General features: G+C 40.4%; 14 protein-coding genes. All 14 read left to right on the top strand.

Going from position 1 to position 14,288, the window contains the following annotated elements:
* Positions 1 to 76: 76 nt before the first annotated feature.
* On the top strand, positions 77 to 412 hold the full coding sequence (locus IPM48_09675; protein MBK9271857.1) for a hypothetical protein: 336 nt from the start codon (positions 77 to 79) through the stop codon (positions 410 to 412).
* Positions 413 to 432: 20 nt separating this feature from the next.
* A complete protein-coding gene (locus IPM48_09670; protein ID MBK9271856.1) occupies positions 433 to 696 on the top strand; it encodes an acyl carrier protein in 264 nt (87 codons plus the stop codon).
* Position 697: 1 nt separating this feature from the next.
* The gene (locus tag IPM48_09665) at positions 698 to 1,867 is read left to right on the top strand and encodes a beta-ketoacyl-[acyl-carrier-protein] synthase family protein (GenBank protein MBK9271855.1); all 1,170 of its coding nucleotides are present in this window, start codon (positions 698 to 700) and stop codon (positions 1,865 to 1,867) included.
* Positions 1,868 to 1,870: 3 nt separating this feature from the next.
* Positions 1,871 to 2,824, top strand: coding sequence for a beta-ketoacyl synthase chain length factor (locus IPM48_09660; protein ID MBK9271854.1), 954 nt, complete (start codon positions 1,871 to 1,873; stop codon positions 2,822 to 2,824).
* Position 2,825: 1 nt separating this feature from the next.
* Positions 2,826 to 3,227 (top strand): hypothetical protein, encoded by a 402-nt coding sequence (locus IPM48_09655; GenBank protein ID MBK9271853.1) that lies wholly within the window; start codon positions 2,826 to 2,828, stop codon positions 3,225 to 3,227.
* Between the two features lie 1,066 nt (positions 3,228 to 4,293).
* Positions 4,294 to 5,508: an IscS subfamily cysteine desulfurase gene (locus IPM48_09650; protein ID MBK9271852.1), complete on the top strand. Its 1,215-nt coding sequence runs from the start codon at positions 4,294 to 4,296 to the stop codon at positions 5,506 to 5,508.
* Between the two features lie 33 nt (positions 5,509 to 5,541).
* Positions 5,542 to 5,922 carry a Fe-S cluster assembly scaffold IscU gene (gene iscU, locus IPM48_09645; GenBank protein ID MBK9271851.1) on the top strand — a complete coding sequence of 127 codons (381 nt, stop codon included), beginning with the start codon at positions 5,542 to 5,544 and terminating at the stop codon, positions 5,920 to 5,922.
* Positions 5,923 to 5,947: 25 nt separating this feature from the next.
* Positions 5,948 to 6,274: an iron-sulfur cluster assembly accessory protein gene (locus IPM48_09640; protein MBK9271850.1), complete on the top strand. Its 327-nt coding sequence runs from the start codon at positions 5,948 to 5,950 to the stop codon at positions 6,272 to 6,274.
* 157 nt (positions 6,275 to 6,431) lie between these two features.
* Entirely contained in the window at positions 6,432 to 8,264 is a 1,833-nt protein-coding gene (locus tag IPM48_09635; protein ID MBK9271849.1) for a UbiD family decarboxylase, read from the top strand.
* Positions 8,261 to 9,622, top strand: a complete 1,362-nt coding sequence (locus IPM48_09630; GenBank protein MBK9271848.1) for a hypothetical protein — start codon at positions 8,261 to 8,263, stop codon at positions 9,620 to 9,622. The genes IPM48_09635 and IPM48_09630 overlap by 4 nt, the downstream gene beginning before the upstream one ends.
* A 10-nt stretch (positions 9,623 to 9,632) precedes the next feature.
* On the top strand, positions 9,633 to 11,159 hold the full coding sequence (locus IPM48_09625) for a M28 family peptidase (protein ID MBK9271847.1): 1,527 nt from the start codon (positions 9,633 to 9,635) through the stop codon (positions 11,157 to 11,159).
* Positions 11,159 to 11,668, top strand: coding sequence for a 2-amino-4-hydroxy-6-hydroxymethyldihydropteridine diphosphokinase (gene folK / locus IPM48_09620; GenBank protein ID MBK9271846.1), 510 nt, complete (start codon positions 11,159 to 11,161; stop codon positions 11,666 to 11,668). The genes IPM48_09625 and folK overlap by 1 nt, the downstream gene beginning before the upstream one ends.
* Positions 11,646 to 12,296 carry a deoxynucleoside kinase gene (locus IPM48_09615; GenBank protein ID MBK9271845.1) on the top strand — a complete coding sequence of 217 codons (651 nt, stop codon included), beginning with the start codon at positions 11,646 to 11,648 and terminating at the stop codon, positions 12,294 to 12,296. Before folK ends, IPM48_09615 begins: the two co-directional genes overlap by 23 nt.
* A gap of 5 nt (positions 12,297 to 12,301) precedes the next feature.
* Positions 12,302 to 14,086 (top strand): signal peptide peptidase SppA, encoded by a 1,785-nt coding sequence (sppA, locus tag IPM48_09610; protein ID MBK9271844.1) that lies wholly within the window; start codon positions 12,302 to 12,304, stop codon positions 14,084 to 14,086.
* The last annotated feature ends 202 nt before the right edge of the window (positions 14,087 to 14,288 follow it).

The raw sequence follows: 14,288 nt of genomic DNA, 5'->3' as shown, positions 1-14,288 counted from the left end.
AGTCAGCAATGAAAATATTAAATATTATATTCCCCAACGGGAACCATTTATTATGATTGACAACTTAATAGAATGCATGGATGGAGAAATTATTACTGATTTCACCATCCGACAAAACAACATTTTTCTTTTGGATAATACGCTCAGTGAATATGCACTAATTGAAAATATAGCACAAAGCAGTGCCGCTGGTTTGTGCTTTATTGGTATTGAAATACAATCTAAACCCTTGGACGGCTTTATTGGGGCCATCTCAAAACTAAAGTTACATAAATTAGCAAAACTAAATGATACCATCCAAACACATGTAACTCCAATCCAGCAATTTGGAAGCATGTTTTTAATAAAAGGGGAAAGCTATCTAGGTCAAGAATTGCTGCTGGAATGTGAAATGAAACTAGTTGGAATCTAATAATAATTCTATTATATCACATGAATATTAATACATTAAAATACGATCTAAAGAAAAAAATTATTGAGGAGTTAAATATTGAAGATTTACAGCCGGAAGATATTGAAGACGATGCTCCACTCTTTGTCGAAGGTCTTGGACTTGACTCCATTGATGCACTGGAACTGGTTGTTATAATGGAAAGATACCACGGAGTTAAAATTCCGGATGAGGAAACAGGACGAAAGGTGCTAAAATCCATCAATACCATGGCTGACTATATCATCAGGAACGGCAAAAAGTAAAATGAAAATATATGTGACGGGCATTGGCGTTGTGAGTGCTGTTGGACTCAATGTAGATGAAAATTTAAATTCTCTCCAATCACTTCAAACCGGCATTAAAAAATCCAATGATCATCAATTATTGCTGGGTAAAGTCAAATGGAACAATGAACAAATTATTAAATTGCTCAACTTACCCAAGGAAGACTATTCAAGAACAAGCTTGCTCTCCCTCTTGGCAGCAAATGAGGCCTGGAAAAATAACAGGCATTTTGTCCGTGTCAGGACAGGACTGATTTCTGCAACTTCTGTCGGTGGACTCGATAAAATGGAGGAATATTATATACAATCAAAAAAATACAATCAATCAGATTCATACACCAAACAGATATTTGAAAATGGTGGTACCACAGAAAAAGTGGCCCGAGAATTAGGAATTTCTGGTTACATTGGAACCATTTCAACAGCTTGCTCCTCTGGTGCTAATTCAATTATGCTCGGAGCAAGAATGGTGGAAGGAAAAAAGCTTGACAGAGTGATCGTAGGTGGATGCGACCCGCTTACACTATTTAACATCAATGGTTTCAATTCACTGAAAATCTATGATGAAAGCATCTGTAAGCCTTTTGATGAAAATAGAAAAGGACTAAATCTGGGGGAAGGCGCTGCTTTTCTGGTGATTGAAAACGAGCACAGTGTTTCGGTCACCGGCAATACGCCTCTTTGTATTCTGTCTGGATGGAACAACTCAACAGATGCCTATCATCAAACTGCAAGCTCTCCCAATGGCCAAGGTGCTGTGCTTTCCATGAGCAAAGCTTTAATAAAAGCAAAAATCACACCGGAAAAAATAAATTACATCAATGCTCATGGCACAGGAACAGAAAACAATGATTTATCCGAATCAATGGCCATTAAAGCGGTATTTGAAGACAATATTCCGCCTTTTAGCTCAACCAAAGGGTTTACAGGTCATACCTTAGCAGCAGCAGGTGCAATTGAAGCCGTGTATAGTGTTCTTGCTCTTAACACACAAGTCATTCCCCCAAATCTCCATTATACTACACCAATGAAAGAAACCGGAATGGCTCCTTGTTCCATATTTCAGAACCATGCAAACATTGAGCATGTTCTCTCCAATTCATTTGGTTTTGGAGGTAATTGTACAAGTCTAATATTCAGTAAAATCTAAGGAATGTACATACTTTCCGCTTCTACCATTTCTCATCAGCCCAGCTTTCGAAACAAAGGCTTTTCTGCATTGATCAAAGAACTGGATCATTCCAGTGTTCTCCTACATCCGGACTATAGCGAATTTATTTCACCCATGGAAAGAAGAAGAATGAGCAATGTTTTAAAAATGTCAGTTGCCTGTGCTATCGACTGTCTTCTGTCTTCTGAAAAGCAGCAGCCAGAGGCCATTATCATTGGTACTAGCATGGGTTGCTGTACTCATACAAAACAATTTCTCGAAAAAATTATAAATGCAGAAGGTGGTCCCTTGTCTCCTACCTCTTTCATCTCTTCTACACACAATACCATTGCTGGCCAGCTTTCCCTAATATTGGGAAACAATAGCTATAATATGACGCATACCCAAAACAATGTTTCCTTTGAACAGGCCCTCATGGATGCCGCATTGTATATCAGTGAAGGCTCGAGCACTGCATTGGTGGGGGCTGCAGATGAAATAGAAGCCAATTTGTACAATATTGAAAAAAGACTGGATCTCAATGATTGTCTTTCAACTTCAGGGGCCTCATTTTTTATTCTGGCAAATAAATCAAACGCTCCTTCTGATACCAGGATAGTGGATGTTGCCAGCTTCGTATTGAACAACTCTATTCTTAATCCAATCTCAGATTTTTTACGAAATAATGATTGCTCACCTGAAAGCATTGACCTGGTACTCTATTCGAATAGCAAAGAAAATACAATTGTGGGTGTAAACTCATTGTTTGAAAAAAGTAAATTAATGGACTTTCAAAAATTTTCCGGTGTCTATCTTACCAATTCTGGCTTTGCCTTAAGTTATGCAGTAGATATTTTATCGCAACAAAAGTATCCAATGATCAAAAGAATTCTAATCTGCAACAATTTAATCCCGGAAAATCTTGGTCTTATATTATTGGAATCTATTGACTCATAAGATGAAACTCGCAAATGATTTTTATAAAATAATTTCAATTTCTGAAACTCAAAATGGATTTCTTGCTAAAATTGAACTAAATCGAGACCATATAGTTTACACCGGTCATTTTCCTGGACATCCAGTTACTCCCGGCGCCATCCAATTACTGATCCTTCATGAACTACTGGAAAAAAAATTCTCAATTAAATTAAAACTTGAAACCATTTTACAATGTAAATTTTTAAAAATCATGAACCCTGAAAAAACTCCCCAAATAATTGTCAAAATAGACTGCGACAGCAATGGACCAACTTGCTCTGTAAAATCTAGCGCAACGAGTGACAATGAATTGTATTTTAAAGTGAATGCTGTTTACCATGTCCTTGAGTATCCCAATCAGCAAATGAGAAAATCAACCTGAGACTTTTACTGACTTTGAAAAAGTACAAGGAATCCAATTTTAATCGTCACAGGCAGCTTCGTCTATCCGCACCAGAAAATAACCTTTCTACAGACCAAATCCCATATGGTTGATGAGCGGAACAAATTTCCTGCTCCCCTAAAAGTCTGATTTTTTACTTCGATTGGATGAATTGCAGTAACTTTTTCTTATCTAAACCTGAATCATTTAAAAACGCTAATGTCATCCTCTCTACCCTATCAAAACAATGGCTGCGTGTCTCAAAATTACCCATCGAAAATGAGCCTGGATGGATGCCAATTTAAAATCGAAAATTTAATTGGTGAAATACCTCAAGGGACTGCTAAAATATTGTATTAATACGGCCAGGTCGAAAACGATTTTTGATCACAATTGGGTTTTGGACTTGCCTCTTATCCACTGGATGATAAGAGTAAGATCAAATTCCACCTTAGTAGCATAAAAGAAGGTAGTATGAACTGGGAAGGCAATAGAATCGGTTCTGCCGTGAACGATATTTACCTTTGTATAATAGCAGGACAAGACAATATCCATTTCATCAATGAGGGTGAAGAAGTAAAAAATGTAACTTTAACACAGTCCTGTAATCCCTTTCCAATTATAGGATCACAATTAAAACAATTTATTTATCAACGATTGTTATGTCGAAATCAGTAGGCTTCCAGAAGTAAAGCATGGCTCAGTTACAATACAATTGCGGTTTGAATCAAGAAATGGTTACCCAATTGAATTGCCATAGACCATTGAAAACTAATGGGTTAAGATCATATCCTCAATTAAATTTTTAATACTTAAACGGCAAAAATATTCTCATCAATATTTATAATTTACATGTAATATAATATATTATATATAAAATTAATTTTTAATATATATTGATTTCTACTCACGATTGCTGTAGATTTTTGAAATAAAATTGACTTTTATCAACTTCAAGGATGACGAAAATCACCATTTTATAAAATTCACTTCAAATTCACCAATAAATTGTTGAACTTTGTACCTTCAAAAAATGTTAGGTATCCCAAACAATTCTATTTTGCCAATGAGAAAAGTTTATCTCGATCATAATGCCACCACCCCCTGCGACCCCCGTGTAGTGGATGCGATGCTCCCCTATTTTACTGAACATTTTGGGAATGCAGCCAGCAGGAGCCATCCTTTTGGTTGGGAAGCTGAGGATGCTGTGGACCAGGCCAGAGCTCAGGTGGCGGACCTTATTGGCGCAGATGAGAAAGAAATTATCTTCACCTCAGGAGCAACAGAGTCTGATAATTTGGCCATTAAAGGGGTATTTGAAATGTACAGCCGGAAAGGCAATCACATCATCACTCTCAAAACAGAGCACAAAGCTGTATTGGATACTTGCAAATCATTGGAGAAAAAGGGTGCTCAGGTGACTTATTTGGAGGTAGAATCAGATGGTCTGGTGGATTTGGAAAAGCTTGAAAAAGCCATTCAGAAAAACACCATCCTGGTCTCAGTCATGTGGGCAAATAATGAGACCGGAGTTATCCAGCCAATGAAAGCCATCGGTGAAATATGTGCCAGACATGGCATCCTGTTTATGTCAGATGCTACCCAGGCAGTGGGCAAAATCCCCATCAACCCAAGAGAAAATGGTGTCCACCTGATGGCCTTCTCCGCACACAAGATGTATGGACCAAAAGGAGTAGGCGCTTTATATGTATCCCGCAAAGAACCCAGAGTCAAAGTTACCGCTCAGATGGATGGAGGCGGGCATGAAAGGGGCATGCGGAGCGGCACGCTCAATGTTCCGGGAATTGTAGGATTTGGCAAAGCTGCGGCCATCGCCAAATCTGAAATGATCGACGAGGCGCTTAGACTCTCAAAATTGAGAGATAAATTAGAGGCTGGGTTTAAAAACAAGCTGGAAGAAGTTTATGTAAATGGTAATACGGAACACAGAATGCCTCATGTCACCAATATCTCTTTCAAACACGTGGAAGGCGAAGGACTAATGATGACCTTTAATCAGGACATTGCCCTTTCCTCAGGTTCTGCCTGCACATCGGCTTCACTTGAACCCTCTTATGTCTTAGTTGCGTTGGGTCTTGGTGATGATTTGGCACATTCTTCCCTGAGATTTAGTTTGGGAAGATTTACCACTGAAGAAGATGTGGATTTCGCCCTCGAATCCATTGTCAAAGGTGTGAATCACATGAGGGATTTATCTCCCATTTGGGAGATGTACAAAGAAGGTGTTGACCTCAACTCAGTTGTTTGGTCCTCCCATTAATGATACATTTGGTTTTATTTTAAAAACAGAAATATGGCATACTCAGAAAAAGTTCTCAACCACTTCAAAAACCCAAAAAATGTGGGTACTTTGGACAAAAATGACCCCAACGTCGGCACCGGTCTGGTAGGCGCCCCTGAATGTGGTGATGTCATGAGACTCCAAATCAAAGTCAATCCGGAAACGCATACCATCGAAGACGCAAAGTTTAAAACATTTGGATGCGGATCCGCCATTGCTTCTTCTTCCCTGGCCACCGAGTGGCTTAAAGGAAAAAGTCTGGAAGATGCTTTGAAAATTGACAACATGGAAATCGTCGAAGAACTGGCGCTTCCTCCAGTCAAAATACATTGCTCCGTTTTGGCGGAAGACGCCATCAAATCTGCCATTAAAGACTATCAGTCCAAACATTGATTCCTTCATTCATTGGTTTAAAATTATGATTCACGTAGCTGATTCTGCACTTGAAAAAATCAACCAGATCAGGCTTTCTGAAAATCTGGACATGCAGCATTTTATAAGGGTTTCCGTCACCAGTGGCGGTTGCAGTGGCCTAAGTTACAACATGGAGTTTGACGATACCATTCAACCCAATGATCAGATTTTTGAAGACAAAGGGGTCAAGGTGGTGACCGATCTCAAAAGCTTCCTCTACTTATTTGATTCCACCCTCGAATTTTCAGGAGGCCTGGATGGCAAGGGTTTTTATTTCACCAATCCCAACGCTTCCAGAACCTGCGGATGTGGCGAAAGCTTTTCTGTCTAAACTTCCAATTTAAAGAAGATTTCCAATAGCTCTGATAAAAAGGCATACAGTTAATTTCAGACAATGTGCCCGTAATGGCTCATCCAGAGATTGATTGACCTGATTTCATAACCCTATGGCTGCTTTGTTGTTAGTCAGTTGACAAAATCTGGCCGCCATGTCCTATCGAAAGCTGAGAGAATGCATCAAGGATCTCGAACAAAAAGGAGAAGTCCTGAAAATTCCATTTGAAACTGATCCGAATCTTGAGATGGCATCCATCCATCGAAGGATTTATGCGAAAAAAGGTCCGGTCATCCACTTTGAAAAAGTAAAAGCCAGTCCATTTGAAGCTATCTCCAATTTGTTTGGGACCTTCCAAAGGTCAGAATACATTTTCAGAGAAGTTCTCCGAAAGATGGAACAACTGATCAAGATAAAATTGAATCCTGCCGAAATCGTAAAATCTCCCATAAAATCTTTAAAAACCATCCCCTTTGCATTAAATGGATTACCAAGAAAATCTTGGCTAAAACCCGAAATATTAAAAAATCAAACAAGCATCCAAAAACTACCACTCATAAAATCCTGGCCCATGGACGGCGGAGCTTTTGTTACGCTTCCACAAGTAATTAGTTTTCCCCCAAATATAAAAGACCTCAAACAGGCCAACATAGGAATGTACCGCATTCAGCTTGCCGGAAACAATTACTTATTCGATCAGGAAGTTGGCTTGCATTATCAGATCCATCGCGGGATTGGTATCCACCATCAGGCATATAACCAATCCGAGGAGGAGTTTAAAGTTAGTATTGGAATAGGCGGCCCACCCTCCCATACTCTGGGATCGATATTCCCATTGCCGGAAGCCCTGAGTGAAATCCTGTTTACCGGTTTATTGGGAAACAGGTCATATCGCTATATCTGGGAGGATGGCTATTTTGTACCATCTGATCTTGATTTTTGCATCACAGGCACGGTGGTCAAGGATAATTTAAAACCTGAAGGACCTTTTGGGGATCACCTCGGTTACTATAGTCTGCAACATCCGTTTCCCTATTTAAAAGTACATAAAGTTTATCACAGACCTAATCCTCTTTGGCATTTTACGGTAGTAGGCAGACCGCCTCAGGAAGATTCTTCTTTTGGACATTTGATTCATCAAATGGTAAAGGAATTAACTCCGGACGAATTTAAGGGAGTGAAAGAAATCCATGCTGTGGATGCCGCAGGAGTACACCCACTTTTACTGGCCATTGGTTCGGAAAGGTATATGCCCTTTAGAGAGATCCGACCAGAAGAAATTTTGACCCAGGCTATGCACATACTTGGAAAAGGTCAAACCTCTTTGGCTAAATATTTAATGATCACGACCGACGTGGAAAATCAAAATCTTTCCACCAAAAATATTCCTGCCTATTTGGATTATGTGTTGCGTAGAATCGATTTAAAAAGAGACCTCCATTTTATCACCAACACGACCATCGATACCTTGGACTACAGCGGAGAATTTCTCAATCAGGGGTCAAAACTGATTATGGCTGTTCATGGCTCTCCGATACGATCCCTCGCAGATAGAATTCCATCTGCCCTTTTGAAATGTTCAGAATTGAAAAATCTCCATCTTGCATTACCGGGAATACTCTTGTGTGAAATATCCAGCTATACCCATCAAGAAAATGAAATCAAAAATCTTTTGGGACTCGAAAATAAACTAGCTCCCTATGATTGGAGCGAGATCCCAATGATCGTTCTTGTTGATGATTCAGCCTGGACCAGCCAAAATTTAAATAACTTCCTTTGGGTGGCATTTACCCGCAGCAATCCTGCCAATGATATTTTCGGAGTCCGTTCTTTTATAAAAAACAAACATTGGGGATGCGATGGACCCATCATCATCGATGCCCGGAAAAAGCCCCACCATGCTCCGGAATTGATTGAAGATCCGGAAGTGGAAGAAAAAGTGGATCAGCTTTTTAAAAACCATGCTTACTTAAGGCCATATCTATGATTCAAATACCCGAAGGATTTGAAAATTTGTTGAAAGAGGCCATAGGAGAAGAATTGGATTCGCTCCTCATCGCATTGCAGGAAAAACCTCCTGTCAGTATTCGAATCCATCCACTGAAGCCGGGGCATGATTTTGATTTGATTGGAAAAATTCCATGGAGCAGCAATGGATTTTATTTAAAGGAGAGAATTTCTTTTACCAAGGATCCCTATTTCCACGGAGGTCATTATTATGTACAGGAAGCCTCCTCCATGTTTTTAGATCAAATATTTCAAAAAATTCCGATTCCTTCCCTTCCCAAAATACTGGATTTGTGCGCGGCACCCGGAGGTAAATCTACTTTGCTGTGTGATTTTTTCGGAAGAGAGGCTTTCATTCATTGCCATGAATTCATTTCTGCCAGGGCCGAAATTCTGAGACAAAATATGCTGAAATGGGCCTACCCAAACACAGTGGTCACTGCTGGAAATGCAGATAAACTTCTGCAAACTGGCATTCAATACGATCTCATTTTGGTGGACGCTCCTTGTAGTGGCGAAGGAATGTTTCGAAAAGAACCCGAAGCTCTGCGACAATGGAGTTTGCAAAAGGTACATCGCTGCCACTCGATCCAAAAAAACCTGCTGCAAACTGCGTACAAGCTACTTGCACCCGGTGGAATAATCATATATTCTACCTGTACTTACAATACCATAGAGAATGAAGGCAGCATACGATCATCAATAGATTCAAGCCAATTCGATCTGCTTCCAATCGATTTTGGAAAGGACTCTCCAATCTTTCAAAGCGATCATCAAGGAATCCTGATAAATCGATGTTTGCCAAGCCGAATGTCCGGAGAGGGATTTAGTTTTTGTGTCCTCCAAAAAAAATCGGAAACCAAAGAAAGGACTGCAAAAAATAACCGGTATAAAACCGCCCTTGAAATGAATATTCCTCCCCTGGTAAAACATCATTTGCACCATCCGGACGCCTTTCGCTATTTTCAAAATTCATCAGGTTGGTATGCTCTTCCGGTTGGAATATTTTCATGGTTTGAAAACATTTATCACAACAAAATACCACTCATCCATGCGGGCATTCCGATTGGGGAATTCAAGGGAAAAGACTGGATCCCCCATCAGGCTCTTGCTTTGAGCATCGATCATAAACCGTCGACAGAACCGGTCACTTTAGACCTAAATCAGGCTTTAGATTATCTCAGAGGGTTGATTCCCAAAGATTTAAAAATTCCAAATTTCCTTCATGAGAAATGGCAAACAGTTGCTTTTAAAGATGTAACTTTGGGCTGGATAAAATGTAATGCACAGAGCATTAAAAACCATTATCCCAGGGAATTCAGAATTCGTCACCTTTAGAATAATTTTCATGAAAAAGAGTGTTGTTTTATTGTTTTGGATCCTCTCCAGGCTGGTGTATGCCAACCAACTACCCATACTCGAACATTGCTACTCGGAATTTAAAAATGGTGTAATTACCATTTACTATGATCTGGCTGATCCGGATAATCATTTATTGGAAATCCGTTGTGCCATTTTTAATCAACAAAACAGAAATAAAATTGCAATTAAGAATGCTGAGGGAGACATTGGAGCAAATGTAGCTACAGGCGCCAATAAATCCATTCGTCTGAGTTTTGAAGACCCCTCTTTATTGCCTGCAGATATTGTTGTACACTTATCTGCACACGATGGCGAAAAACTCAATGTGGGTGACCTCATCGCAGGGGTCAACAGAGATTCCATTCTACATTATTTAAATCAGCTGCAGGGCAAAAGGAATGCAGTAACTGATCCTGTTTTCCTCAACAAAACCAGAGATGATCTATTGGGATTTTCTTCACTTCACCTTTTGTCCAGAAAAATAGAAGGCAGATTACCACAAGGACAACTCATCAATATTGAAGCCACTCAGTGGGGTTGCGAGCATCCTGAGCAGGTTCAAATTATTGACGCTCATTACGATAGTTTTGGACAATCACCGGGTGCTGATGACAATGGTTCTGGTGTGGCGGGGGTTATGGAAGCAATGAGAATCCTTTCACCCCTGTACGCTCAAAAGACGATCCGCTATCTGTTTTTTGATCTTGAAGAATCCGGATTACTCGGCTCTCAATTTTATTTAATCAATCAGTTAAATCCAAATGACCTTTTGCAAAATTGTATCAATTTTGAAATGATTGGTTACTATTCAGATCAGCCAAATACCCAGGATCTTCCGGCTGGATTCAATATTTTGTTTCCGGATGTATACAATCAGGTTATTGCAAATCAAAGACGTGGGGATTTTATCACCAATGTTGGAAATGTCAACTCCTCTGCTTTGGTGGACGCATTTGCCAATGCAGCCATTGAATTTGTTCCTGTACTCAAAGTCATGTCTTTGAAAGTGCCGGGAAATGGAACTTTGACACCGGATTTGAGAAGATCGGACCACGCCAGCTTTTGGGATAGAAACATTCCCGCATTGATGATCACCGACGCGGCCAACTTTAGAAACAAAAATTATCACACCATTCGTGACTCGGTACACACACTTGATCTCGATTTTATTATTCAGATTATAAAAACCACCATCGCTGCCATGGTGCAACTTTCTGGAATCGAACACGCGGCAGCAAGCAGTATGGAGCTTCATTTGGGAACGGCCAACAAGGATGCTTCCTTCGAATTACCCAAGATATACTGGGCCAATGGAATACTGAACATTGAAGCCGAAGAAAATTCTCCTGAAATAATTCTGAATTGTTTTGATTCGAATGGGCATCTTATAAAAAGTTCTCAATTAAAACCAGGACATTCGCTGAAATGGTCCAATGATGGTTCCCCAGGAATTTACTTCCTCTGTTTGAGAAACCATCGGAGTCAAAAAACCTACCAATTTTTCTGGCAATAATGGGTGACAAAAAGTCGGTGTATTTCTTATTGGGCTCCAATATGGGTCAGCGCAGGTCCTGGATAAACAAAGCCATGGCCCTGATGTCTGAGCGCATCGGACAAATTAAGGAGAAAAGTTCGCTATACGAAACCATGCCCTGGGGGGATCCCCACCAACAAAATTATCTGAATCTGGTCGTTCGAATCGATACTTCCAAATCCGCTTCAAAAATCCTTCAACTTATCTTAGACATCGAAAGCGCTTTGGGCAGAGTTAGGACGGTACAAAATGCAGCCAGAAGGATTGATATTGACATTTTGCTCTATGGTGAGATGCACATCGACGAAGCTGATTTACAAATTCCCCATCCCAGAATGCATGAACGAAATTTTACCCTGATTCCCTTAATGGAAATTGCGGGTGAGATCATTCATCCGGTACTTAAAAAAACAATAGAAGAAATATTCTTTGCATGCAAAGATCCATTGGAAGTTGTCAAACTGAATGAAAAAACAGATACCTTATAATTACATTTGTATTGAGGGCAATATTGGTGCAGGAAAAACCACATTGACCTCCATGCTCGCAGCAGATTTGAAATGCCGGCTGATCCTTGAGGAATTTGCTGAAAACCCCTTTCTGGAGTTTTTCTACAAAGACCCTCAGCGATATGCCCTGCCTACAGAACTCTTCTTTCTGGCAGAACGACATAAACAACTCCAGGCTACGATCCTCCATGACGATTTATTTGCAGAGTTTACTTTAGCAGATTATTCCCTGGTCAAAAGTCTGTTGTTTGCCAGCCATAATCTGGACAAAACTGAGTTCAACCTGTTCCAGAGGATCTATCAGCAAATGAATCACAGCACACCAAAACCTGATTTAATTCTGTACTTGCACCGTCCTGTGGAAAAAGTCAAAAAGCACATCATCGACAGGGCCCGTTCTTATGAAATGAAAATTGAAGATCAATACCTCGAGAAAGTACAGAATTCTTACTTTGATTTTTTTAAATCCCAAACCGTATTGCCCGTTTTGGTGTTAGATGCTGAACACATCGACTTCATTGACAACAAACTTCATTTTGAAGAAATCAAAAAATCCCTTCGGCAGAAATACCAGCCGGGACTTCATCATTTACGTATCTTATTTTAAATAATATGACTCAGTTTTTAAAATCACTATTTACATCTTGTCTGGGCACCATGATTGCCATTATGATCCTATTTTTTATCCTGATGGGAATCGGATCCAGCCTTGCTTCCAAAGGCATGGAAGGTGGTCAATCGGTACACATCCCGGAATCCGGTTTGCTAAAAGTATCCATCCCGGAAATACTTCCGGAACAAACCAACAACACTCCCCTGGCGGGGTTTTCATTCAAAGATGAAAAAACCATCGGTGTGCACGACCTCGCTCAGAGTATTCGAAATGCAGCAAAAGACTCTAAAATCAAAGGAATATACCTGACCGGTCAGAGTTACCAGCATGGCTATGCAACCTTAAAAATTATCCGCGATGCCTTATTGGAATTTAAAGAAAGCGGCAAACCCATTGTAGGCTACACCTTGTTTCTCGACCACAAGAATTATTTTCTCCTTTCTGTGGCCGATCAACTGATCATGCATCCCCTGGGATTTGCTGACCTGAGAGGATTCGCAGCTTCCATTCCATTTTTTAAAGAAATGATGGAAAAAATCGGGCTTTCCTTCAATATCTATTATGCCGGCGAATTCAAATCTGCAACTGAGCCTTTCAGATTGGCCAAGATGAGCCCTGAAAACCGCCTGCAACTATCTGAATATCTCAATGCCCAGCTGGACGAATATTGTGTCCAGGTCTCCAAAAGCCGAATGCTGTCCTCCGAAGAACTGAAGTCTATTTTTCATAACTACAAAGCTTCTTCTCCGGCAAAGGCAGTAGAGCAGAAAATAATAGACGGATTGAACTACGAATTGGATGCCATTAAGGAGCTAAAAAGCAAAGCCGGAATAGAGGCTGGTACAAAAACTGAGTTTGTATCCATTCAGGATTATTTTAAAGTGAATGGTAAATCCGAACAGGATTACAACAGCAAAAGCAGAATTGCCGTGGTATTTGCAGAGGGAAATATTATTGATGGCAAAGGTGAAGAAGGTCAAATCGGAAGAAAGTACCTAAAAATCCTCAAAGACATTCGAGAGAATAAAAACATCAAAGCCATGGTGCTCCGTGTGAATTCCGGAGGTGGCAGTGCCATCATGTCTGACGAAATACTCCATGAAATAGATCAGATGCGCACTGAAGGCAAACCAGTGGTGGTGAGCATGGGAGATTACGCAGCAAGCGGTGGATACTATATATCTTGTCACGCAGACAGCATCTTCGCAAGCCCCCATACCCTTACCGGATCCATCGGTGTTTTTGCCATGATTCCCAATGTCAAAATTCTAATGGGAGATAAAATCGGCATTGATGTCGATACCGTTGGAACAGGACCTTTGTCCTCCAGATTCAATCCCAATTTTGAATGGGGACCAGAGGAATCAGCCATCATTCAGGAAAATGTAGATCAGGTCTATGAGACATTCCTAGGCATTGTGGCCAAAGGCAGATCAATGTCTCGTGAGGAAGTGCATGAAGTTGCCAGAGGAAGAATCTGGACAGGAAAAGCGGCCAGGGAGCTGGGACTAATTAGTGCCATTGGTGAATTGCCCGATGCGATCAAAGCGGCTGCTTCTCTGGCTTCAGTGGAGCGCTACAAGACAGAGGAATACCCACGGCAAAAAGATCCTTTTCAAAAATTTCTCGACCAACTGCAAGGAAATGATGAGGTCTCCTCTCGCTTGAAAGAATCCATCCTGCGGGAAAATCTTGGAGAGTATTACCCATATCTGAATGACTGGAAAAACATCCGTAACTCCAAAGGAGTGCAAATGTTGCTTCCGGTCAAACCAGCATTCTAAGGAATCGTATTTCATCTTCTGGAATTGCAAAAATGGTAAGGTAACCGCTGCTGATTGGCGGTGCAATAACTTATTTAACCCAGACTTATAAATCCCATTCAATTCTTTAAAAATCAAGGCTTGTTTGCTCAGATCAGCAATCCTTAGCCTTGTATATTCCCAAGGACAAGGCTGAAATGGAACGATTTTTTGAGTCCAAATA

Source organism: Saprospiraceae bacterium (assembly GCA_016715965.1).
In the GTDB taxonomy this organism is placed as follows: domain Bacteria; phylum Bacteroidota; class Bacteroidia; order Chitinophagales; family Saprospiraceae; genus Vicinibacter.
This window is presented reverse-complemented; position numbering and strand designations above follow the sequence as displayed.